Origin of the sequence: Sorangium sp. So ce1504 (assembly GCF_051521635.1) — a bacterium.
Classification (GTDB): domain Bacteria; phylum Myxococcota_A; class Polyangia; order Polyangiales; family Polyangiaceae; genus Sorangium; species Sorangium cellulosum_B.
In genome coordinates this window covers 1,109,767-1,131,309 of the sequence record NZ_CP150365.1, presented here as the reverse complement: position 1 = coordinate 1,131,309, position 21,543 = coordinate 1,109,767, and the positions used below count along the sequence as shown (strand labels likewise).

16 protein-coding genes and 3 pseudogenes are annotated in these 21,543 nt (G+C 68.9%); 11 read left to right on the top strand and 8 right to left on the bottom strand.

Translation table 11 applies throughout. The features are described from left to right. Positions 1-12: 12 nt before the first annotated feature. Positions 13-741 (bottom strand): annotated as a pseudogene (locus WMF39_RS04270) (hydroxylamine reductase); the annotation flags it as partial. Positions 742-963: 222 nt separating this feature from the next. Here WMF39_RS04270 and WMF39_RS04265 point away from each other — a divergent pair. Continuing rightward, positions 964-2,676, top strand: a complete 1,713-nt coding sequence (locus WMF39_RS04265; protein ID WP_437744271.1) for a CotH kinase family protein — start codon at positions 964-966, stop codon at positions 2,674-2,676. A 58-nt stretch (positions 2,677-2,734) separates the two neighbouring features. Here WMF39_RS04265 and WMF39_RS04260 read toward each other — a convergent pair whose 3' ends face one another. Continuing rightward, positions 2,735-3,157, bottom strand: coding sequence for a DoxX family protein (locus WMF39_RS04260; RefSeq protein WP_437744270.1), 423 nt, complete (start codon positions 3,155-3,157; stop codon positions 2,735-2,737). Between the two features lie 97 nt (positions 3,158-3,254). Then, on the bottom strand, positions 3,255-4,157 hold the full coding sequence (locus WMF39_RS04255; protein WP_437744269.1) for a LysR family transcriptional regulator: 903 nt from the start codon (positions 4,155-4,157) through the stop codon (positions 3,255-3,257). Positions 4,158-4,563: 406 nt separating this feature from the next. On the opposite strand from WMF39_RS04255, the gene WMF39_RS04250 reads away from it, so the two are divergent. After that, positions 4,564-5,934, top strand: coding sequence for a glycoside hydrolase family 15 protein (locus WMF39_RS04250; protein ID WP_437744268.1), 1,371 nt, complete (start codon positions 4,564-4,566; stop codon positions 5,932-5,934). Between the two features lie 54 nt (positions 5,935-5,988). Here the strand turns inward: WMF39_RS04250 and WMF39_RS04245 are convergent, their stop codons facing one another. Continuing rightward, complete coding sequence (locus tag WMF39_RS04245) at positions 5,989-6,876, bottom strand: transglutaminase-like domain-containing protein (RefSeq protein WP_437744267.1); 888 nt, start codon at positions 6,874-6,876, stop codon at positions 5,989-5,991. Positions 6,877-7,211: 335 nt separating this feature from the next. On the opposite strand from WMF39_RS04245, the gene WMF39_RS04240 reads away from it, so the two are divergent. Genes WMF39_RS04240 through arsN2 form a run of 5 tightly spaced genes read left to right on the top strand, consistent with a single transcriptional unit; the run spans position 7,212 to position 9,585 of the window. Further along, positions 7,212-7,517: an ArsR/SmtB family transcription factor gene (locus WMF39_RS04240; RefSeq protein WP_437744266.1), complete on the top strand. Its 306-nt coding sequence runs from the start codon at positions 7,212-7,214 to the stop codon at positions 7,515-7,517. Between the two features lie 44 nt (positions 7,518-7,561). After that, a complete protein-coding gene (locus WMF39_RS04235) occupies positions 7,562-8,038 on the top strand; it encodes an ArsI/CadI family heavy metal resistance metalloenzyme (protein WP_437744265.1) in 477 nt (158 codons plus the stop codon). After that, positions 8,025-8,741, top strand: a complete 717-nt coding sequence (locus WMF39_RS04230) for an aquaporin (RefSeq protein WP_437744264.1) — start codon at positions 8,025-8,027, stop codon at positions 8,739-8,741. Before WMF39_RS04235 ends, WMF39_RS04230 begins: the two co-directional genes overlap by 14 nt. Continuing rightward, complete coding sequence (locus WMF39_RS04225) at positions 8,738-9,148, top strand: arsenate reductase ArsC (RefSeq protein WP_437744263.1); 411 nt, start codon at positions 8,738-8,740, stop codon at positions 9,146-9,148. Before WMF39_RS04230 ends, WMF39_RS04225 begins: the two co-directional genes overlap by 4 nt. Further along, positions 9,145-9,585 (top strand): arsenic resistance N-acetyltransferase ArsN2, encoded by a 441-nt coding sequence (gene arsN2 / locus WMF39_RS04220; RefSeq protein WP_437744262.1) that lies wholly within the window; start codon positions 9,145-9,147, stop codon positions 9,583-9,585. Before WMF39_RS04225 ends, arsN2 begins: the two co-directional genes overlap by 4 nt. A 76-nt stretch (positions 9,586-9,661) precedes the next feature. Here the strand turns inward: arsN2 and WMF39_RS04215 are convergent. Beyond that, positions 9,662-9,763, bottom strand: a pseudogene (locus WMF39_RS04215) (zinc-binding dehydrogenase); the annotation flags it as partial. A gap of 71 nt (positions 9,764-9,834) precedes the next feature. On the opposite strand from WMF39_RS04215, the gene WMF39_RS04210 reads away from it, so the two are divergent. After that, entirely contained in the window at positions 9,835-10,953 is a 1,119-nt protein-coding gene (locus WMF39_RS04210; RefSeq protein ID WP_437744261.1) for an STAS domain-containing protein, read from the top strand. Positions 10,954-11,104: 151 nt separating this feature from the next. Here the strand turns inward: WMF39_RS04210 and WMF39_RS04205 are convergent. Beyond that, a pseudogene (locus tag WMF39_RS04205) lies at positions 11,105-11,224 on the bottom strand (carbohydrate ABC transporter permease); the annotation flags it as partial. Between the two features lie 508 nt (positions 11,225-11,732). Here WMF39_RS04205 and WMF39_RS04200 point away from each other — a divergent pair. Beyond that, positions 11,733-13,058: a trypsin-like serine protease gene (locus tag WMF39_RS04200; protein WP_437744260.1), complete on the top strand. Its 1,326-nt coding sequence runs from the start codon at positions 11,733-11,735 to the stop codon at positions 13,056-13,058. Between the two features lie 63 nt (positions 13,059-13,121). Here WMF39_RS04200 and WMF39_RS04195 read toward each other — a convergent pair whose 3' ends face one another. Beyond that, positions 13,122-15,359 carry a prolyl oligopeptidase family serine peptidase gene (locus tag WMF39_RS04195; RefSeq protein ID WP_437744259.1) on the bottom strand — a complete coding sequence of 746 codons (2,238 nt, stop codon included), beginning with the start codon at positions 15,357-15,359 and terminating at the stop codon, positions 13,122-13,124. A 389-nt stretch (positions 15,360-15,748) separates the two neighbouring features. On the opposite strand from WMF39_RS04195, the gene WMF39_RS04190 reads away from it, so the two are divergent. Continuing rightward, on the top strand, positions 15,749-16,015 hold the full coding sequence (locus tag WMF39_RS04190) for a hypothetical protein (RefSeq protein WP_437744258.1): 267 nt from the start codon (positions 15,749-15,751) through the stop codon (positions 16,013-16,015). Positions 16,016-16,229: 214 nt separating this feature from the next. On the opposite strand, the gene WMF39_RS04185 is transcribed toward WMF39_RS04190, so the two are convergent. After that, entirely contained in the window at positions 16,230-19,322 is a 3,093-nt protein-coding gene (locus WMF39_RS04185) for a hypothetical protein (protein ID WP_437744257.1), read from the bottom strand. 700 nt (positions 19,323-20,022) lie between these two features. On the opposite strand from WMF39_RS04185, the gene WMF39_RS04180 reads away from it, so the two are divergent. Then, a complete protein-coding gene (locus WMF39_RS04180) occupies positions 20,023-21,540 on the top strand; it encodes a M20/M25/M40 family metallo-hydrolase (protein WP_437744256.1) in 1,518 nt (505 codons plus the stop codon). The last annotated feature ends 3 nt before the right edge of the window (positions 21,541-21,543 follow it).

The following is a 21,543-nucleotide window of genomic DNA, read 5'->3' as shown; positions in this document are numbered from 1 at the left end:
GCGCACAGGCGCTCAGGCGCTCGCGGGCGCCCGGTGGAGCTGCAGCAGGTCCATCGACGGCGCCCTGCCGGTCAGCCGGAGATCGTAGCGCTGTGCAGCAGCCGCAGCACGTTCGGCGAGAGGAACGCCGGCAGGCGCGGCCCGAGCACGATGCCCTTCACGCCCAGGCTGAGCAGGGTCAGGAGCACCGCCACGGCCTTCTGCTCGAGCCACGAGAGCACAAGCGTCAGGGGCAGCTGGTTCACCCCGCAGCCGAGCGCCTGGGCGAGCGCGCCGGCCACGCGGAGGGCGCCGTAGGCGTCGTTGCACTGCCCGGTAGGCCTCCTTCGGGAGGAGCACGCAGTTCGAGGTCATCAGGATCGGCCCGGAGAACGCCAGGAACTCGACCTTCTGGTGCTGCCACGCGGAGCCGTAGTGGCCGACGAGGTTCGGGTGGCCCGCGAGCTCCGGATACGCGTGCGCCGGCAGCATCTCGCCGTGGGTGTACACCCTCACGCCCGTCCCCTCGCACTGCCGGAGCAGCTCGGCGAGGTCCGAGAGATCGTGCCCCGAGACGAGGATCCCCGGCCCCGCCACGGTGCCTTCCCGGACCATCGCCGGCTGCGGCTCGCCGAAGCGCATGCGGTGGCCCTCGTCGAGCATCCTCATCACAAGGAGGTTCACCTGGCCGCACTCCAGGCAGAGCTCGAGGAGCGCCTCGGGGTCGAAGCTCACGTTGGTCAGCGTGGAGAAGAGCGTCTCGGCGGCGGGGTCGTCCTGCCCACGCGACCATGCCACCATTCCAATCCCAGCTGGCGCCGCCCTTACCCCGTGATCTACGTTCACACGCGCCGTCTTACAAGGTGTGAGCTGCTCCCCGCCGAGAGGCACGAGGCAGCTCGAGTCGCCGCGCCCGAAACGGATAGCGCTGCAGCCCTGTGTGTCAGTAGAATGGAGAATCCTTGAACTCTGAATGAGGTCGCAGTGGAAAATCATACCATGGTTAAACGAGGGCGCTTTGCCCGGTTTCACCGCTCCATCTCGCTCGCCCTGATCTCTCTGAGCGTTGCTTGCGGCCAGGGCCAGGAACCGGCTGGCGACGGCAACGGCACCGCGGCGCCGCCCCCGTCCCTGATCGGGGATGTGTCGTTCTCCACGCCTAGCCAGACGTTCAGAGATCAGATCCAGGTGGGGATGTCCACCGCGATCGAGGGGGCAGAGATCCGCTACACGCTGGACGGGCTGCTGCCGACCGCGTCCTCCACGCTGTACACGGGCGAGCCCGTGACCCTCACTGAAACGACGCAGGTCCGCGCGCAAACGTTCGTTGGAGGCGCCGCGAGCGGCGCGGTGAGCACAGGCCTCTACATCGCGCGCACCTTCGACGCGACCTCCGATCTTCCCATCGTGATCATGGACGGTTACGGCATGGGCAAGCCGACCGACAAGGAGGTCTACTTCGACGCGGCGGTGATGATCTGGGAGCCGGTCAACGGCGTCGCGTCGATCGCCTCGCTGCCCACGATGGCGATGCGCGGCGGGTACCACGTGCGCGGTCAGTCGTCGCAGAACTTCCCGCAAACACCATACAAGCTCGAGCTGTGGGGCAACGACGACAAGGACCTCGACTACCCGGTGCTGGGCATGCCCGCCGACTCGGACTGGGCGCTGATCCCCCCCTACTACGACCGCACGTTGATCCGCAATCCGTTCACCTTCACCCTCGGCCGCGACATGGGGCTCCAGGCGCCACGCGTCGAGTTCGCCGAGGTCTATCTGAACTACGACGCGCGCGTCGTCGGCGAAGCGGATTACCAGGGCATCTACTGGATCTCGGAGACCATCAAGAACAACAAGGTCCGCACCGATCTCAAGGAGCTCAAGGAGACGGACCGGGCACTGCCGGACATCAGCGGCGGCTACATCTTCAAGTTCGACCAGGCGGCCGCCGAGGAGCCGAAGCTCACCTGCACCGGGTCGGATCCCCTCCCGTCGTTCAGCTTCGGCGGCGGCGGGGGTCCCCGCCCCGGCGAGGGCGGCACGTGCTGGATCGATCTCGAGGTCGTGGATCCCGACCCCCTGAACGACGAGCAGACGACCTGGCTGACGCAGTACATCCAGCAGTTCCACGACAGCATCCACCAGACGCCGATCGGCGATTACGCGTCGTACATCGACGTGCCGTCGTTCATCGATTACCTGATCATCAGCGAGCTGACGCTCAACGTGGACGCGTACGTGCGGAGCGCGTATTACTTCAAGGATCGCGATCAGAAGCTCAAGGCCGGGCCGCTGTGGGATTACAACTTCGCGCTCGGCGGCGTGGGCGCCCAGAGCGCGACGCCGCAATCGGAGAACGACACCGGCTGGCGCTTCAGCGGCACGAGGAACGTCAACAACTGGTACCAGAAGCTCACCGCGGATCCGAGCTTCATGGCGCAGGTGAAGGCGCGCTACACGGCGCTTCGCCAGACGCACCTGTCCGAGGCCGCGCTCGAGCAGCGCATGAACGGGCTGAGCGCGCCGCTCTCGCAGGCCGTGGTCCGCGACTTCGCCAAGTGGCCGGTGTCGAGCGTCATCGAGTCGAGCGAGGGTTTCCTCGGCGGCCCCACGGCGCCGACGTGGGAGGGGCAGCTGCAGGGCATGCGCGACTTCCTGCGGGCCCGACTCGCGTGGATGGACGCCAACTTGCCGTGACGCGGCGCGAGCCGCCGCGCAGATCGCGCGGCCCTTCTCGACCCTGCGCGGCGAGGCGCTAGCCGCGCTGCAGCCGGCTCACGGCGAACGCGCCGTCACCGAGGAGGGCCTGCGCGCCGAGCGCGATCATCAGGAAGGCGACGTACTCCCAGCCGCCCCCCTGGCCGGCGAACATCCAGCCGTTCGGCAGGTGCACGAGCAGCGCGCCGATCATCACCGGCAGGAGCAAGAGCGAGACAAGGCGCGTCCTGAGCCCGGCGAGGAGCGCCGCGCCGCCGAGCAGCTCCGCGAGAAACACCGGATATGCCGTCCAGCCCGGGAAGCCGCTCGCCGCGAAGAACGCGACGGTGCCCGGCAACGTGAACACGAGCGGCTTGGCGAGCGCGTGCGCCAGGAACACGGCGCCCAGCCCGAGGCGCAACATCAGCGCGGCCAGCTCGGCCGAGCGGGGAACGGAGAGGATCGTTTCGACACGGTTCATGGGTGATGCCTCCATGACCCGAGGAGTAAGCCCCGGCGCCGCGCCACGGTAGAGCGCGCCCGGGAACGAATTGTTCTCCGCGGAGAACGATCTGCCGCTACGCCCACGAGATCCCGCGGAATGCGGCCGCCAGGTGGTCGACGAGCCTCCGCACCCGCGCGGGCGGGCGCCGGCCGGCCGCGTGCACCGCGTAGATGCCCATCGGCCGGGGCGCGAACGCGTCGAGCAGCGTGACCAGGCGCCCGGCCGCGAGATCCTCGTCGACCATGAAGCGCGGCAGCACCGCGAGGCCGATCCCGGACACGGCCGCCTCTCGGAGCGCCGTCCCGTTGCTCGCCGTCAGCGGGCCGGAGACGGGGACGGAGATGCGCCCGCCGGCCCCGTAGAAGCGCCACTCGTCCTCGACGCGCAGGTGGAGGTAGCGCAGGCAGTCGTGGCGCAGGAGATCCCCCGGCTGCTCGGGCCGCCCCCGCCGCTCGAGGTAACCCGGCGCGCCGACCACGTGCAGCGCCGTCGTGGCGAGCTGGCGCGCGACAAGGCTCGAGTCCTTGAGCTTCGTGATCCGGATGGCCAGGTCGACGCGCTCCTCCACCAGGTCGACGAGCCGGTCGTTCAGCATGAGCTCGACGTGCGCGCCCGGGCTCGCCCGGAGGAACCGCGCGAGCGGCTCCGCCAGGTACATCTGCGCGAAGCTGACCGGCGCGTTGAGCCGGATGCGGCCCCGGTCGGCGTCGGACGCGCCCCGCACCGCGGCCGCGGCCTCCTCGAGCACACGCGCGCAGCGCGCATAGAGGTTCATGCCGGCGTCCGTGACGGTGAGCTTGCGCGTGGTGCGCACGAGCAGGCGCTCGCCGAGGCGTTCCTCCAGGCGCGCGACCCGGGTGCTCACCATCGACTTCGACACCCCGAGCTCCGCCGCGGCCGCGGTGAACGAGCGGCGCTCCACGACGCGCGCGAAGCACAGCAGGGCGGGCAGATCGTCGAAGAGCGGGTCGACCATGCGCCCACTGTGCGCGGCGGGGCGGATTGTTCGCAACGGCGAACATCCCGGGATCGGCGTCGCCCGCGACGGCCCGGCGAACGCGGTACCGCGCGGCGGGCGGCCGGGCCGCTCGCGGAGCGCGACGTTCAGAGGAGACCAGGCGACAACGCCGCGACGCTCCGCTGGCCGCGTGACGCAGCGCGCGACCGCCGCACGCCTGCTCTCGACGCGCCGGCGCCGCCGGTGGTGGCGTAGCTGCGCGCGCGGGATCCCTGCACGCCAGGGGCAAGCCCCGTGCCCGGGCATGCGAACGGATAGCAACAAGACGGCGTTCGAGCAGGGCCTCCCACACCACGTCGCCGCGATCGCGCATAGCGCACGGATCGGCGCCCCGCTATAAAGGAACAAACCACGAGGGGGTCCCATGGCCAGTTCATTCGGTTACCTGAGCACGAGCGTCGACGTCTCGTCCGTGTCGTTCGACGCGATCAGCAAGTACATGCAAGTGCTCCTCCTGCGGAACATCGCGACGGGGACCTGGGTCTTCAGCAAGGGCGCGATGCAGTCCGTCAAGGGGTGTGTGCTCGCGTCCCCGTCCCTGCCGGACGACAGGGGTCAGACCGACCAGGACTATGTGCACCACTGGATCCGGGACGCGGCCATCTGCATTCCGGAGGCGCTCGACAACCCGGTCTTCACGGCGCGGACCCTCTGCGAGGATTACACGATGTTCTCGGCGCTGTGCCAGGAGAACGCCGAGCGAGCGAGCAGGTTCGCGCTGGCGTGCTTCCACATCGACGGCACCGTGCGCGACAACTGGACCTCGCAGACGGATGGCCCGGCGCACCGCATCCTGTCCCTGCTCGCCATCGAGGATCGGCTCTCGCTGCAGGCGCTCGCCACGGCCAGGTCCATCATCGAGAAGGACACCCGGTACCTCCTCTCGGCCTACAAGGAGCAGACGCACAACCTCTGGGAGGAGACGGCCGGGTTCAGCTTCTATGCCCGCTCCGTGCAGCGAAAGGCGTTCCTCTCGCTGATCAGCCGCGCCGACGAGCACGGGCTCTCTCCGTACATCAACGACATGTGGGCGGCCGCAGAGTGGCTGGGCAGCCAGATGGCGACGCACCAGGGCACGTACGACGGGCAGCCGTACTACGCGTCCATCACGGGCCCGAACGGCAGGCCCGCCGAAGGCAGGGGAGCGACGCTCAACGTGGATATCGTCATGTCGGCCGTCTACGGCTCCACGAACTGCGCGGACCCGGTGCTGCTCTCGACGGCCGCGCTGGTGCGCGAGGCGTTCGCCCAGGGCGACCGGCGGTACCGCATCAACGACGCCGATCGGGCGCTGCCTCGGAGCAGGGGGCCGATGATCGGGCGGTACCCCGAGGATACGTACGACGGCAACCTGTCGGATCACGGTCCGGACGCCGGTCACCCGTGGGCGCTCACGACGTGCAACTTCGCGGAGCTCTACTTCATGCTCGCGGCGAAGATCAAGAGCTCCCCCGGCGCCGTGCTCGTGAACGCCACGACGCAGAAGTTCTTCGCGCAGGTGGGCGTGAGCGATCCCGCCGATCCAGACATCGCGGCGAAGCTGATCGACGCGGGCGACAGGATGCTCGAGGCGGTGATCTACCACTCCGATCGCCTCCAGCTGAGCGAGCAGTTCGATCGCGACAACGGGTACGAATGCAGCGTGAGCGATCTGAGCTGGAGTTACGCCGCCTTCCGGAGCGCGGTCAGGGCGCGCGAGGCCGCCGTGGGGGATTTTCCAAGCCGCCACGGGTAGCCGGAGCGCGGCGCGCCCGTACGAGAGGTGCCCGGCGGCGAGGCTCGACGCAGGTCAGGTCAGAGCGTTGTCCTGACGGTTGAGCACGGCGTTGAAGACGACCGCCGGCACCCGCAGGCGCTCGTCGCCCTCGTAGAGCTGGCGCAGCTCGGCGAAGCGCGCATCGGGCGAGCGGGTGATCGCCGCGAGCCGGTCGAACAGCGCCAGCTGGTCGTCCCGCAGCGGCTCGTCGGGTCCGATCATCGCACCCCAGTCGTCCCACGGCAGCATCTCCATGTTGTTGAGCGCCGCGAGATCGCGCAGGACGTTGCCGCTGATGAACCAGAGCCCGCGCATATCGAACATCCCGAACTTCGACGGATCGGCCTCCCCGGCGCGGCACTGCGCCCAGGCGTCGCCCGCCACCACGAAGCGGTGGCGCGGCACGTCGAGCACATCGAAGTCGGGCTTCAGCGCCGCCCGCTGAACGTCGTCGATCTGCGCGTCGACGAGGACCCAGCGCGCCTCGGCGGCGTTCCAGTGCTCGCAGACCCAGTGGTCCACGAAGTCGCCGGCATGGAAATAGCCGCCGAAGCCGCAGCGGGCGCGGGCAGGGATCCCCTTGGCGCGCAGAAAGGCCACCAGGAGAACCGTGAAGTCACGGCAGGAGCCGACGAGGCGCGTGTCGAGCGGCCGGGCGGCGGAGAGCGGCCGATCGTCGTGGGCGAAAAGGCGATCCAGCATCCGGTCCGTCGGGCGGACGTGGGACTCGGCGCGGCGCTCGTCCGAGAGCTCCACGCCGTAGGCCTGCGCCCAGTGCACGTGCAGCAAGAGGCCTTGCACGACGCGCACGAGCGAGGCCACGTCGCCCGGCAGCTCGTCGAACCGGGGCGCGTGCGCGCCCCCGGACGTCATCGCCGCGGGGCGCGTGTAGAAATCGAGGATCTCTCGGGTGGTCGTCATGGTTCGCTCTCCACGAGGTCGGCCGTCCGGGGTGGTGATATCACTCGCGCTGAGGAACTTCACTTAAATGCTGTATGGCGGGAAGTCCTCGGGTTCGCCCTCAACAGACGGCCCGCTGCGCCGTCCAGGGACGTGGGCGCGGCGCGGAGAGCTCAGGCGGCTCGACTGCCCAGCCGAGCCCATGACCACCGAAAAGGCCTCGTCATCGCGCGCTGGGGTTCCCTCGATCCGGACGAACACCGCGCAGGGCGCGGTCCGAACGGCCGCGTCGACTGCTTCGATTTTTTTGGAAGAACCCCCTTGCGCCAGTACTTCTAGATCCGTAGAAGTAGTGCGTGCCCTCGACACTGGCGCGTCACGCTGAACAACTGGCCGCGCTCGGTCACCCCGTCCGCCTCGCGGTTCTGCGCTTCGTGGTGCAAGCCGGCGCCGACGGCGCATCTGCAGGCGAGATCCAGGCGCACATGCACACGCCTGCATCCACGCTGAGCCATCACCTGAAGCGGCTCGTCGACGCCGGCGTTCTAAGGACGCGCGGAGAAGGAACGTTCCACTACTACAGCGCCGACTACGCGGCGCTTCGCGGCCTCACGGACTACATCTGGGAGGACTGCTGCAAGCGCGGGAAGGGTTGCTGCTAATTTTTTTCTCCACTATTTCTAAAAATTTGGAAGGAGTACCCGAGATGAACGTCCTCAAGCCTCACGTTTCGCTGAACATCTCCAACATCGATGCCTCGGTCGCGTTCTACGAGAAGGCATTCGGTGTGCGCGCCGCGAAGCGTCGACCTGGCTACGCCAAGTTCGACCTTGCGTCGCCTGCCCTCAACCTGACGATGCAAGAGGCGCCGCGCACGGGCGTGAACGCGAGCCATTTCGGCATCCAGGTCGCGAGCACCGACGACGTGCTCGAGGCCAAGCGCGCCTTCGAGGCGGCCGAGCTCAAGACCTTCACGGAGGAGAACACCGCGTGTTGCTACGCGGTGCAGGACAAGGTCTGGATCGAGGACCCCGACGGCAACTCGTGGGAGGTGTTCGTGGTGAAGGGCGACGCGGACGTGATGGGAAGCCAGCCTGCGAAGAGCGAGCCTGCGAAGAGCGAGGCGGCGTGCTGCGCGCCTGGCTGCTGCGCGCCCGCGAAGCTCGGCGATGCAGCGCGCTGATCTCACCCGAAGGGCCGTCGCCGAAGCGCTCGGGACGGCCCTCCTTCTCGCGACGGTGGTCGGGTCGGGGATCATGGCGGAGGGCTTGGCCGGTGGCAACGCAGCCATGGCGCTGCTCGCGAACGCGATCGCCACAGGCGCTGCGCTGGTCGCTCTCATCCTGACCCTGGGGCCCATCTCCGGCGCGCACTTCAACCCAGTGGTGACTGTGGCTGACGCTTCGCAGGGCGGCCTTCCTTGGCGCGAGGTGCCACCGTACGTGCTCGCCCAGGTCGCCGGCGCGTTCGCTGGGGTCGCCGCAGCAGACACGATGTTCGATTTGCCGGTCTTCTCCGTGTCGAGGCACGTCCGTACAGGGCTGTCGCAGTGGTTCAGCGAGTTTGTCGCGACGTTCGGCCTGCTTGCGGTGATCTGGGGATGCTCGCGTCGGCGCTCCGAGGCGGTGCCGCTCGCCGTGGGTGCGTATATCACCGCCGCATACTGGTTCACTTCATCGACTTCGTTCGCGAACCCTGCGGTCACCGTCGCCCGCGCCGCGACCGACACGTTCGCCGGCATCCGTCCTATCGACACCCCAGGTTTCATCGTCGCCCAGGTCGCCGGCGCTGCGGCCGCGACAGTGTTCTTCCGCTGGCTGGTGCCAAACCTGCCCCAGCGCGCATCCGATGTCGTCGTTCCACGGGAAGAGGCCCGCACGTCATGACAACCACACCGAAGCTGATCCTCTTTGCCTGCATCCACAATGCGGGCCGATCGCAAATGGCCGCAGCATGGTTCAACGCCTTGGTCAACCCCTCGCAGGCGCACGCCATCTCCGCCGGCACCGAGCCCGGCTCGCGCGTTCACCCCGAGGTGCGCGAGGTGATGCACCAGGTCGGGATCGACCTGTCGGAGTCGACGCCGCAGAAGCTGACGCACGCGCTCGCAGCGGACGCGTACATGCTGATCACGATGGGCTGCGGCGAAGCTTGTCCGACCGTCCCAGGCGTGCGACGCGACGACTGGCCATTGGAGGATCCGAAGGGAAAGCCGCTGGAGCGCGTCCGTGCCATTCGCGACGAGGTGAAGGCGCGCGTCGAGGCGCTCATCGCGGCTGAGGCGTGGAGTTGAGCGACGCGAAGATCGAGCCGGCTGCGTCGGGCGATCTCGACGTGGTTCGGGGGCTCCTTGTCCGCGCGGAGCTGCCGACGGCCGGCCTGCTCGACCAGTTCCCCGCCGCGTACGTCGTCATCCGGCGCAGCCTGGGGCTCGTCGGCGTAGCTGGGCTCGAGACGTACGGGCGAGTTGGCCTGCTACGCTCCGTGGCCGTGGCGCGGACGCTTCACGGGCAAGGGTTCGGCCGGGCTCTCGTCGCCAACCGCATCGATGCGGCGCGGGTGGAGTCGCTCGAGGCCGTCTACCTGCTGACCACGACCGCTGCGGACTATTTCCGGGCGCTCGGCTTCGCCTCGACGCCGCGCGAGGTGGTTCCAGCCGACCTCGCCGCCTCCCCGGAGTTCGCCGGGGCCTGCCCGGCCTCGGCGGCCTGCCTGGTGCTCCGCTTGTGAGGCCAGGAAGCCGCGCAGCTTTAACTCCGGGGTCCGCTCCTCGGGGCGAAGTCAGGCTCGGTCCTCGGACCGACGTCTTGCCCACGGCGTCGAAGAGGATGTCGTAGTTCTCGCCGCCCTTGGCAAAATCCTCCTTGCTGTAATCGATGACGCTGTCTGCCCCCAGCGACTGCGCGACGTTCGCCTGCTCGCCCGCTCGCCCGGTGCGGCGCTGGACAGCCAGGCGCCGCTCGGGGAACACTCGGGCATATGGGATACGAGGGGGACGACGATAGCGCTCAGCTGGTTCGCCGCCTGGAGGCGATGGAGAAGGAGATGGAATCGCTGCGGGCGGACGCACGCAGATGGCGCGCGCTGATGGCGGCGCGCTGCTTCAGCGTGTCGATCCACCACCCCGTCGGCAGGACCCACGCCGTCAACGCCGGCTGGGAAGCGCTCTGGCGGGCCCCAGCCGAGGTGTTCTTGCAACTGAAATACAACATGCTGGAGGACCCGCAGCTCGTCGAGAACGGGATCATGCCGCACGTCGAGCGGTTCTTTCGCGGCGAGGAGGTCGCGATCCCGCCGATCAGCTACGACACCGACCTTGTCGAGGAGCTCACGGGCAAGAGGGGCGGAGCGGTGTGGGTCTGCTCCTTCGGCGTGCCGGTGCGCGACGCCGGGGACGGCTTCGAGGGCGTGCTGTTCCAGTTCGCCGTCCCGGAGGCGGCCGAGATCCAGCACAAATACGAGGCCCTGATCGAGGATCAGCGGGCGCTCCAGGCGTCGCTGGAGGCGCGCAACCGGGAGCTCGAAGAGACAGTGCGGGTGATCGCGGCGCAGCGGGACGCGATCCAGGCGATGAGCGTCCCGGTGATCCGCGTCGCGGACGGCGTGCTCTGCCTCCCCATCGTGGGCATGATCGACGACGCGCGCGCCAGCGCGCTCCTTGAGCGCCTGCTCGAGGCGATCGCCGCGCAGCAGGCGGCGCAGGTGCTGCTCGACATCACCGGCGTGCCGGCGCTCGACGCCCGGGCCGCCGCGCAGCTCGTCGGGGCGGCGTCGGCAGCGCGGCTGCTCGGCGCGTCCTGCACGCTGGTGGGCGTCTCGCCCGCGCTGGCGCAGACGCTGGTCGAGCTCGGCGTCGACCTCGGCGGCCTCGACACCGCGGCGACGCTGGCCGAGGGGCTGACCCGGGCCCTCGCCGCGCGCCGCGGGGCGGCGCAGCGGAGCGCGGCGGTCGCGGCGCAGCGGAGCGCGACGGTCGCGGCGCGCGCGCCCGAGCGAGGCGAACGGGGAGAGGCGCATCGGCCGGCGGCGCTGCCCCGCGGAGAGGCGCATCGGCCGGCGGCGCTGCCCCGTGGAGAGGCTCCGTCCCGCAAGCGGTGAGCGCTCGCCCGGCCACAGCAAACAGCGCGGCGGGCGGACCCATGCCCTGCTGTCCAGCATGAAGCCATCGAGCGCTCGCAGCAGCGCCGTCGCCTGCGCCCCGGCGTGCCCCTCCAGGCCGGCCCGAGGCGACACCCCCCGTCCCGACCGATCAGGTCTTCACCGCGCCCGCGGTGAGGCCCTGGACGAGGTAGCGCTGGAGCAGCAGGAACCCGGCCACCACAGGCACGCTGACGACCACCGAGGCGGCCATCACCTGGTTCCAGTAGATAGGAGCTCACCGCCTATCGGAGAGCCGACGTCGAACGCCGTGCGGTAGTTGGAGAGCCGCGCGAGCCCAGGCAGGCTACCGGCGCAAACCACCTCCAGCGCCGGGCGCAGGACGTGCCCCAAGACCCGCAAGAAGCGCGCGCGAGCCGAGCACTTAATCGGTTCATAATCAACGGCCGTGAGCGGGCATCGCGCCCCGCCCGACCCGGGATCGCGGGCGTCGAGGCGGCGGGGCGCCGTGGCCGGCGCGGCGAGCCGCGGGGGCGGGCGGCGCTCCTTCGGCTCGCCTCCGGATCCAGGCTCGTGCGACGCGGTCGTGGCGATCTGGCGACGGCATGCACGCCTTGCATGAGGTCCATGATGCATTCGAGTTGGAAGGAGGCTAACCGTCGGCATAAAGACCCTCCGTCGCACCGATACGACGCGGGGGGCGCGAGGCGTCGATGCACTCGGGGCGACAGGAGAAGCAACCAGTGCGCTCATCTGTATATGCTTTGTTCTCATTGTGCTTGGCCGCCTGCAGCGTGGAGGGCTACGGCGAGACCTCCGAGGAGATCGGCGCGGCGGACGACGCGCTGATCGGGGGGCAGCCGGCGCTAGAATCGCAGTATCCGTCGACGGTCCTCGGCCCGGGGTGCACCGCCGCGAAGGTCGGACCGCGTCACTTCCTCACCGCGGCTCACTGCGTCGATGACGAGTACGCCGCGACCGTGGCCGCGGGCTACGGGCCGGGCGGCTCGTACTCGGTCAGCGCCGACAACACGCCCCCGATCTCGCCGTACGTCAACCTGACGATCCAGCAGACGTACATCCATCCGAAGTGGCTCGAGGTCTGCGCCGCCGCGCTGGCGGGCGGAGCGACCGATTGCGGGGTCAACGTCCTGAACCCGGGGTACGCGCCCGACCTCGCGGTGGTCGTCGTCAACGAGCTCTCGCCGACGATCCCGGCCGCCGTGGTGGACGGGGCGCCGGTCGCGGTGGGGGATCCCGTCGTGGCGACCGGCTATGGCTGCGAGAACCCCGGCGGCGGGGGCGGCGGGCTCTTCAAGCTCCAGGACCTCAGCGCGGCGCCTGCCTCGATCCTGGATCACCCGGGCTCGTACGTCTCTGGCACCGCCATCAACGATGTCGCCGCGGCCTACGTGCTCACGCCGGGTTATGCCAGCAGCACCACGTACGCCAGCCTGTGCCCCGGCGACTCGGGCGGCCCGCTCTACCGGCAGAGCGCGACCGACCTCGTGGTCGTGGGCGTCAACGCTTATTACACGTTCCCGTCCGGCTGGAGCGGCCCGGCTCCCTCGCAGACCAACTGGCACACGCGGCTCGACACGGCGGCGCGCTACCCGGTGACGACGTGGCTCCAGGGCCTCGGGGTGAGCGTGATCAACGGCGGCGCCGCGCCGACCTGCACCGACGGCGTCAAGAACGGCACCGAGACGGACGTCGACTGCGGCGGCACGTGCACGGCCGACTGCGCGAACGGCCAGGCGTGCGTCACCGGCGCGGACTGCACGAGCCTGAGCTGCGTGGCCGGCGTCTGCCAGCCCAGCACCGGGACGGCGCCGTGCAGCAGCCTGTGCACGGGCCCCACCGTGTTCTCGAGCGCGAGCTACAGCTCGGGCAGCCTCGGCTCCGGCGCGCGCTGCTTCGAGACCACGGCGAGCCTGAGCGGCGCCAACTGCGGCAACTTCGCGGGCGGCCGCACGTTCGCGGTCAACGGCACGGCGGTGGCGTGCAGCGGCGGCAACATCACCCTGCCCGCCAAGCGCAACGGCGGATACTGCTTCCAGGCCTCCGCCGGAAACGAGGCGTGGGCTTACTTCACCACCTGGTGAAGCGAGACACGCAGCGACCGGACCGCGGCCGCACCCCGGGCGGGGGCGGCCGCGGCCGTTCCATCACCGGGGCGCCGCGTCGTCCTTGGCGGGCGGGGCGCCGAGCCCGAGCTCCTTGAAGAGGAACGCGAACACGTCGGCTTGCTCCTCGATCTCCTCGGAGAGCGGTGTCCCGGCCCCGTGGCCCGTCGAGCCGCTCGCCCGGAGCAGGATGGGCGCCGAGCCCGACGAGGCCGCTTGCATCCGCGCGGCCATCTTCCGCGAGTGCCATGGATCCACCCGCGGGTCGTTGGCGCCGGTCAGGAACAGGGTCGCCGGATAGGCGGTCCCGTCCTTGACGTGGTGATACGGCGAGTAGGCGTAAAGGGCCTTGAACTGCTCGGGGTCCTTCACCGTGCCGAACTCGGTCACGTTGAACGCCCCGTTCGGCGTGAGCTCCACCCGGAGCATGTCGTAGATACCGACGTGCGACACGACCGCCTTGACCATCTCCGGGTGCTGCGTGAGCTGCGCTCCCATCAGCAGACCGCCGTTCGAGCCGCCGCGGATGGCGAGCCGCGCCGGGCTCGTGACGCGCCCGTCGATGAGGTGCTGCGCGCACGCCGCGAAGTCGTCGAAGACGTTCTGCTTCTTGGTCAGGTTGCCGCCGCGGTGCCACGCCTCCCCGAACTCGCCGCCGCCGCGCAGGTTGGCGATCGCGACCACCCCTCCCTGGTCGAACCACAGCCGCCAGAGCGGGTTGAACCCGGGAGCCATGCTCGTCCCGTAGCCGCCGTATCCCGTGAGCAGCACCGGCGCGGTCCCGTCGAGGGGCGCGCCCTTCCGGCGCAGGATGTTGAGGGGAACCTTGGTCCCATCCTTCGAGGTGCACGCCTCCCGGGCGACCTCCACGTCGGCATAGGAGACAGGGGCCGTCATCGCGAGCGGCGTCTTCGTCACCTTGCCGTCCCTGGCCGAGTACGTGAACCAGGCCGCCGGCTCGGTGTAGCTCACGCCGCGAAAGAGCATGTCGTCGCCTTGCGTGCGCACGAGCTGCCGCACCGAGGAGACCTGCGGGATCGGCACCGTCCCGAGCGCCTTGCCCTTCAGATCGAAGACGCGGACCTGCGACGGGCCGCCGAGCAGATCGCGGACGTAGAGCCGCCCTGTCGTGGGCAAGAAGTCCTGGATCACCGCCTCGCTCTCGGGCACGACGAGCTCCGCCCTGGCGAGGTCCAGCTTGCCCGGCGAGAGGCGCAGCACCTTGCCGCGCGGCGCGTCCTTGCGCGACAGGAGGTAGAGCCGGTCGTCGGCGCCGAACACGACCCGGATGACCTTGTCGGGCAGGTCGGCGAAGCGCGTCCACTTGCCCGAAGCGTCGAGGAGATAGTGCCAGTACTCGCCTCCATCGCCGTTCTGCACGCTGGCGAGCACGAGCTTGCCGCTCTCGCTCGTCGTGAGCTCCACCTCGGCGATGCGGGGGAATTCCTTGCCGAGCGCGTACTTGTCGTCCTTGTCCGGCGTACCGAGCTTGTGGAAGTAGATCTGCTGGAAGAAGCCCATGTCCTCTCGCGGGCGCTCCCCGGGCCGAGGGTGTCGGGTGTAGTAAAACCCCTTGCCGTCGCCGGTCCACGCCAGGCTGCCGCCCGCGGTGCCGCTGTTCGCGTAAGGAACGGTGTCGCCCGTCTCCTTGCCCGTCGCCACGTCGTAGACGCGCACGGTCCCGCTCTCGGTGCCGCCTTCGGACAGGGAGACAGCCACCTTCTTGCCGTCGCGCGACGGGACGAACCAGTCGATGGCCGTGTGCCCTTTCGGGTCGATGACCTCTGGATCGACGAGGCTCCGCGCGGAGGCGGGGTCGTTCACGGACCTCAGGACGACGAGGAAAGGCTGCTGCTTCGGCGGCTGGTCCTTGAGCGCGAAGATCTGCCCGCCGGCCTCGTCGAGCGCGTAGTGGTTCGCGGAGGTCGCCGACAGGATCTCCTGCACGCGCGCCCGGATGGCGCCGCGCGCTGGCACGGCGTCGAGGGCGCCGCGCGAGAGCTGGTTCTGCTCGGCGACCCAGCGCTCCACCTCGGGGGAGTTCCCGTCCTCCAGCCACTGGTAGTCGTCGACGACCCGGGTGCCATGGTACTCGCTCGCCACGGGCCGCTTCGCGGTCGCCGGATAAGGAAGCCGCCCCGGTCCGGAGGGCGCTGGCGGCGGGGTCGCGGCGGCCGGGGACGCGACCGGCTTGTCCAGCGGCCTCGACGCGGGGGCGCTGCACGCCGCGAGCAGCGGCAGCGCCAGGATGAAGGCGGGGGTCGTACGCAGGCGGTTCATGTCCCCGACGCTAGCCGGCGACAGGGCGGTCACGGAAGTGGGCGAGCGCCGTCGCGATCCTGCAACCGTGCAAGCCGGATCCTCGCAGAATCGAAACCCACCCGATCGGTGCCCGAGACATAAGTAGGGGAATTTCCGAAGTGTGTACCTGGCACGGAGGATGCTTAGTCAGGGACCAGCTCCGCCGGCGGCCTCCGCCTAATCCCCCGAGGCGCCCGGCGGCGCTGCTATTTTGTCTGCCTGATTTCGGGCAGCCGCTCTGGTCGCGGCGCCTCGATGGCTGAGGCCGCGGGGCGCCGACGCCCCTGCGTCGATGGCAGAGGTCGCCTGGGCCCCCTGGGCCCCCGAGCAGCGCGAGGCGCGGCGCCCTTCCTGCTACCGTGCGTCGCATGGCGACACATGGGAACGAAGGGACGGCTGCGAAGGGCGAGGTCAGCGAGGTCGACGAGAGCGTCCTGAGGGATCTCGAGTCGAGGTACGCCGAGGTGGCTTGCCCGGTGCACGGCGAGCCGCCGAGCTTCGAGCTCGCGCCCGACGGCTCCGTGGTCGAGCGCTTCTGCTGTCCAGCGCTCCTCTCGATCGTCCGCGAGCTCCAGGTCGCCGCGGGCGAGCGCCCTCCGCCTCCAGAAGGCGAGGACGAAGAGGTCAGGAGCTAGCAGCTCGCCGTCCAACGAAGCTGCCGCGCGGAGCTCGTCGCACATCTGACGCCGGGGCAGAACGCGGCCCCTCGGGCGCGCGCACGGCGCGAAAGGCTCACGGCGCCCAACCGCCGCCCGCGTTCCCGGCCCCGCACGGCGACCGTCGGAGCTTCTCCACGCACCGAAAGGGCCATCTGCAGAGACTACAGGGATGAGCGCGCAGCGGGCTCGCTCACCATTCTTGGTTCAGCTCGAACGGCGCGGCATATTTTGAATCGCTGCATGTATATCCGTCGGGGCTACGACCATCGAGGATCAGCGCGCGCGCCGCCGGATCGAGGACACGGCGCCACGCACTTAAATGAAGGTGCGCGCAATCTGTCCCGGTATCGCCCACCACCACCGGAAGCTCGCCGGACGCGGCCACGGTCTGGCCGGCCATACCCGTGGCGTCGAACGGCGCTAGATGAGCGTAGCCCACAAAAAATCCGGGTATTCTGGAGCTCTCGATGATGAGCTGATACCCCCTCCCAGGATCCTTCGCGCTCTTGCCCGCGAATCGAATGACCCCGCTGATCGCAGAGCGTAAGCGCATAGGCCCCATCGTGATCTCCGTGTCGCAGCCGCCGAGCGTCGTGTTCCAGTCGTCCGCCGTCGCATCGGAGCACGCATGATAGGGGCTCCCCTCGACGCGCCTCCACGATTTTGATTCGAACGGCCATGCGAGGATGCTCACGCCATCCTCCCGGATCGCCTCGCGGTCCGACGCCTGCACGGGAGCCGCCGGCTTGGCCTGCGCAGTGAACGTCACGCGATCGATATTCACGTTGATGTGGTAGGCGCCGCCAGCCGCCTGACATGCCGCCGGGGTCGGCTGATACCCAAGAGGGTCATGGTCGGACACATGCACCTTGTATGACTGGCCCGAGGTGAAATGGAACGTCCCCAAGAGCGACGTGCGGGGCGTCAGCGTGGACGCCCACTGGTCGATGACCACCTGCGACGACTTGAAGTCGTCCTCCACGCCGTAGCGCACCGCGCGCGACTGGTCACAGAAGGCGAAGTATTCGGCGTACACGGGCTGCTCGCCGCTCGACGGCGCCGTGATGGTGAACGTCGCCGTGCAGTCAGGAACGCTGACGCTATAGGTCCAGAACCAGCTCCCCTGAGGCCCCGCATAGCACCCCACGAACTCGGTGCCGCAGGATTGCTTTGTAATCGACGCGTCGGACCTGCACGCGAACGACACCGACGGGAGCTCGTCGTCGACGGTCGTCTGCATCGGCTCGGTGTCGAGGTTGTATTTCATGCTCGCCAGCGCTCGCAGCCCCGCTTCAGCGGTGCTCGACGCGTCTCTCCAGAAGGTGATCGTCGCGTCCCGCTGGCCGCCGACAAAAGGATCCACGGCCAGGTAAACCAGCCAATTGGTGAAGCCGAGCTCTTCTCCTTCGACGAACGAGGACGCCGCGCGCGCGAGCTCCGCAAAGGCAATATACTTGAGCTCGGCCAGCTCAACGCCGTCGACAACCACGTCTGCCCGCTCGAGGCCGTAGGCGTAGAGCGTCGACAGCGCGCACAGGGTGCTCGATCGCCGGTGCGCGTCCCCGTTCCCGAGGGCCAGATCGAGGGCGAGCCCTGCAGCTGCCGCCAGCTTCGTGCCCGCGGCCTGCGTGATGAGCTTCGCTTTCACAAGGGAATCGACGATCACGGCGGGCAGGCCGATCGTCAATCCAGCCTCCAGGAGCGTGTCGACGGTCACGACCCCGTGCTCAGCCGCCTTCGCCACCGCGGCCACGAACTCGTTCAGCTGCGCGTCGTGGCGAGCCTCAACGCGGTCGGCCGCCACCTCGAATCCGGCCACGACGGCCGGATCGGCGCTCAGCCCTATCGAATCGAGGTAGGATTTCATCGCCTCGATGCGCGTCAGGTCGGCGGCCTGCGAGAGGACCCAGAGCAGCTCCACCTGAGCGGCGCCCTCGTCGAGCTGCGCGCCGACGGCGACGACCTGGAGCGCCGCGGATAGCTTGCTGAACCGCGCCTGAACGTTCGCGAAGGTCGTATGCTTGAAGGAGGCCGGCTGGTCGGCGTACCAGCCCCACAGACCCCGCAGCCCCCGATTGACGTGCTTGCTGAGCAGAGCGTGCGAATAGAGGAGATCGGCGTTGGACGCGAGCTCGTTGCGCGCGGACGCGAGGATCTGAGCCGCGATGGCATAATGCGCACCGCCGTCGCCCACCGTCGGCCGGAGCAGGACCTGCTCGAACACGTCCGTGAAGACGCCGTGCCGGAAGATCGGGTCGCTGTAGGCGGTGCCGAAGATGTTGTTGATCGGTGGGCCGTCCCACACGCCGAAATCGAAGTTGATAGGGCACACGTGAACTGCGCTTCGAACGGTGCCGATCTGGACGAGATCGAGCTCCGGCAGTTCGGGAAGTGCGACCGCATGAGACGAAAAATGGTCCACGAGGAACGCGGCGTGAGCCCCATCCGACGTGACCATGGCGCTGGCGTGCTCCCCCGTGGACATGAGGGAGCGCACCCACGCTCCCTGCGCGGGGTCATAATAAAGGGCTGTCAAGGGTCGCCCCGGCGTCAAGCGCCGCGTGAGCGGGACGAGCACGAGGGCGGGGGCGTCGAAAAGTGTGCCCTCCGGCAGGAGCTCCACGCCACCGACGAGGACCAGACCGTCGGGGAGAGGGCTGGCGGCCGCAGTGTCGCTTAACTTCGCGATCGTAATGGACGTCGGCGCCGAGAGCGCGTCGGGGGGTATAGAGATGAGCCCTGGACCGCCGCTCGAGGACACGACGCCTCCCGCGGGACCGACCGTGCCTGTCACCAGATCGCCGCCCGGATCGAGATCGATCGGGTCGACCACGCCGACTACCTCGACGTCGACGAACGTTCCAGGCTTCGACGCGACTCGAACCTCCACGCGATGCTCTCCGTCGTTCAACCCACGGACGAGCACGTTGAAGGCCGCGGGCCTGCCGTTGAAGTCGTCGGGCGAAACCGCGAGCAGCGACGTATCCAAGGTGATCCATGCCGCGGCCGCCGCGTGGCCGTTCTCCCCGCCGGTCGATACACGAAGGCAAATATCACCCGCCGCCGCGAAGATGACCGCGCCGGCATCTGGCGCCTTCTTCGAGCGATCGACCCGCACGTGAGCCAGGGCTGGCCCGTCGCATGGCCCTTGAAAGGATACATCCGGAACGGTGGCTGGTCGGGGAGCGTCGTCGAGCGGCGCTTTGCCGTCCAAGCAGCCGGCCGTGATCGCAGTAAGAAGGCAGCAGATCACGCGAATGAGCGTGAACGATGGGTGACCCATGATTTCCTCCGCGCTCCGCGCTTATGGCCAGCGGATTGTATCGGCTCAAGATGAAAGGAAAATCAAATTGATTCAAAATGTCAAGAGCAGTCCGCCACACTCACCTGAGACGACAGAAGACTCCTATGCGCCCGCTCTCCTCCTGCAAAGCGACGCTATGTCAACAACGTACCCACCCGGGCTGCGGTGCCTGAACCAGCGTCTCGATGTCGCCGTCGTGAGCCGACTGGCACGACATGATGATGGACGACACAGCGCTCTCCCAGGAGTCCCTGTGTGTGTTGGCGCTCCATGTAGAGGATCGCCGCAGGCCGCTTTTCGCTCCAGCAGGACGACGGCTCGCTCACCCACCGAGCCCAGCCGAGGGCCCCGTCGACGCGCTCGAGCACTCAGGCGCGCTCGGGCCGGCGATCGGCCGAGCATCACGCCCGTGGTGACGGAGGCCCGCTCACCGGCGCGATGGCCATCAGCCGACCCGAGCGAGAGAGCATCAACTCCACTGGATTCTCGGCTCCCTGGGCGAAACCATCGACGATGCTCCGCGCGCCTGCCCTTGCCTGACGTACTGCCTCGGCGTTGCACCCACGCGTGAACGCCCTCCTCTTTCTCCGTTGCATCCATGCCTCCCGGTGCCGTCGACGGGTGCGCATGAAAGCGGGGGGAGGACCGTTCCCGGCCGGCGCGCTTTAAGCTGCGCGCCATGCTGGACATCGATCGCCGCACCTTCATCGCCGGCGCCGCGGCCTCCGGACTGCTCGCCTCGTTTCCCCGCCTCGCCAGGGGCGCGAGCGGCAAGGCCGTCGACCTCTCGCCGGTATACGACAGGATCGCCGAGCAGCGGAGTCAGTCGATCGAGCGCATCCAGCGCTGGATCCAGCAGCCGTCGATCTCGGCGCAGAACGTCGGCATCGCCGAGTGCTGCGACCTGACGATGGATCTCCTGCGCGACGCCGGCTTCGGAACCGTCAAGAAGATGAAGACCGACGGGCATCCGGGCATCTTCGCGACGCTCGACGCCGGCGCGAAGCAGACCATGGGCTTCTACTTCATGTACGACGTCCAGCCGGTGGAGGAGAAGGAGTGGTCCTCGCCGCCCTTCGCCGCCAGGCTGGTCGACAAGGCGGACGTCGGCAAGGTCATCCTGGGGCGCGGCGCGGTCAACCAGAAGGGACCGCAGGGGGCGTTCCTGGCGGCGCTGCACGCGGTGCGCGCCGCTGGCCTGAAGCTGCCGGTCAACCTGGTGGTGGTCGCCGAAGGGGAAGAGGAGCTCGGCTCGCCGCATTTCTCGCAGGTGATGCGGAACGATGACGTGATGAAGGCGCTCGCGAAATGCCAGGGCGTGATGATGCCGGCGGCGGACCAATCGCTGTCGGGCACGGTCAACGTCGTCCTGGGCGCGAAGGGCATCGTCTACGTCGAGCTGGAGGCGAGCGGCGAGGCGTGGGGGCGCGGCCCGCGCGACGGGGAGATCCACTCCAGCATGAAGGTGGTCGTCGACAGCCCGGCCTGGCGGCTGGTGCAGGCGCTCGGCACGCTGGTCTCGGCGGACGGCAACGAGCCGATGATCGATGGCCTCACCGACGCCGTGCGCCCGGTCTCCAGCCAGCAGAAGAAGCTGCTCGACGACCTGTCGGCGCGCTGGGACGACGCCGACTGGAAGAAGGTCTTCGGGGTCGACAGGTGGGTGAACGACCTCGACGAGCGCGCCATGCTCGAGCGCTACGTCTCGCGCCCGTCGGTGAACATCGACGGCCTCTACGCCGGCTACATCGGAGAGGGCTCCAAGACCATCCTGCCGCACCGCGCCTTCGCCAAGATGGATATCCGGTTGGTGCCGGACATGACCGCAACGGACGTGCTCGCCAAGCTGCGCAAGCACCTCGACAGGCGCGGCTACAAGGACATCGCTATCAAGAACATGGGCAGCTACGACCCGACGGACACCGCGCTCGAGGCGCCGCCCATCCAGACCCAGCTCGCCGTCTACAAGGCCGCGGGCCTGAACCCGGTGATCTGGCCGCGCCTCGCCGGCTCCTGGCCCGGCTACCTCTTCACGGGAAAGCCGCTCGAGCTCCCCGCCGGCCACGTCGGCCTCGGCCACGGCTCTGGCGCCCACGCCAAGGACGAATACTTCGTCATCGAGCCCGCCGCCGGCAAGAAGTACCTCGGCCTCGACGGCGCGACCCGCTCCTTCGTCGATTTTCTGTTCGCCCTCTGAAGC

Bases quoted from the DNA above. Each gene is read 5' to 3' on its own strand.
- WMF39_RS04230 (WP_437744264.1), top strand. From the start codon at position 8,025: ATGCAGCGCGCTGATCTCACCCGAAGGGCCGTCGCCGAAGCGCTCGGG.
- WMF39_RS04195 (WP_437744259.1), bottom strand. From the start codon at position 15,359: ATGAACCGCCTGCGTACGACCCCCGCCTTCATCCTGGCGCTGCCGCTG.
- WMF39_RS04260 (WP_437744270.1), bottom strand. From the start codon at position 3,157: ATGAACCGTGTCGAAACGATCCTCTCCGTTCCCCGCTCGGCCGAGCTG.
- WMF39_RS04245 (WP_437744267.1), bottom strand. From the start codon at position 6,876: ATGACGACCACCCGAGAGATCCTCGATTTCTACACGCGCCCCGCGGCG.
- WMF39_RS04255 (WP_437744269.1), bottom strand. From the start codon at position 4,157: ATGGTCGACCCGCTCTTCGACGATCTGCCCGCCCTGCTGTGCTTCGCG.
- WMF39_RS04225 (WP_437744263.1), top strand. From the start codon at position 8,738: ATGACAACCACACCGAAGCTGATCCTCTTTGCCTGCATCCACAATGCG.
- WMF39_RS04210 (WP_437744261.1), top strand. From the start codon at position 9,835: ATGGGATACGAGGGGGACGACGATAGCGCTCAGCTGGTTCGCCGCCTG.
- WMF39_RS04180 (WP_437744256.1), top strand. From the start codon at position 20,023: ATGCTGGACATCGATCGCCGCACCTTCATCGCCGGCGCCGCGGCCTCC.
- WMF39_RS04235 (WP_437744265.1), top strand. From the start codon at position 7,562: ATGAACGTCCTCAAGCCTCACGTTTCGCTGAACATCTCCAACATCGAT.
- WMF39_RS04185 (WP_437744257.1), bottom strand. From the start codon at position 19,322: ATGGGTCACCCATCGTTCACGCTCATTCGCGTGATCTGCTGCCTTCTT.
- WMF39_RS04190 (WP_437744258.1), top strand. From the start codon at position 15,749: ATGGCGACACATGGGAACGAAGGGACGGCTGCGAAGGGCGAGGTCAGC.
- WMF39_RS04250 (WP_437744268.1), top strand. From the start codon at position 4,564: ATGGCCAGTTCATTCGGTTACCTGAGCACGAGCGTCGACGTCTCGTCC.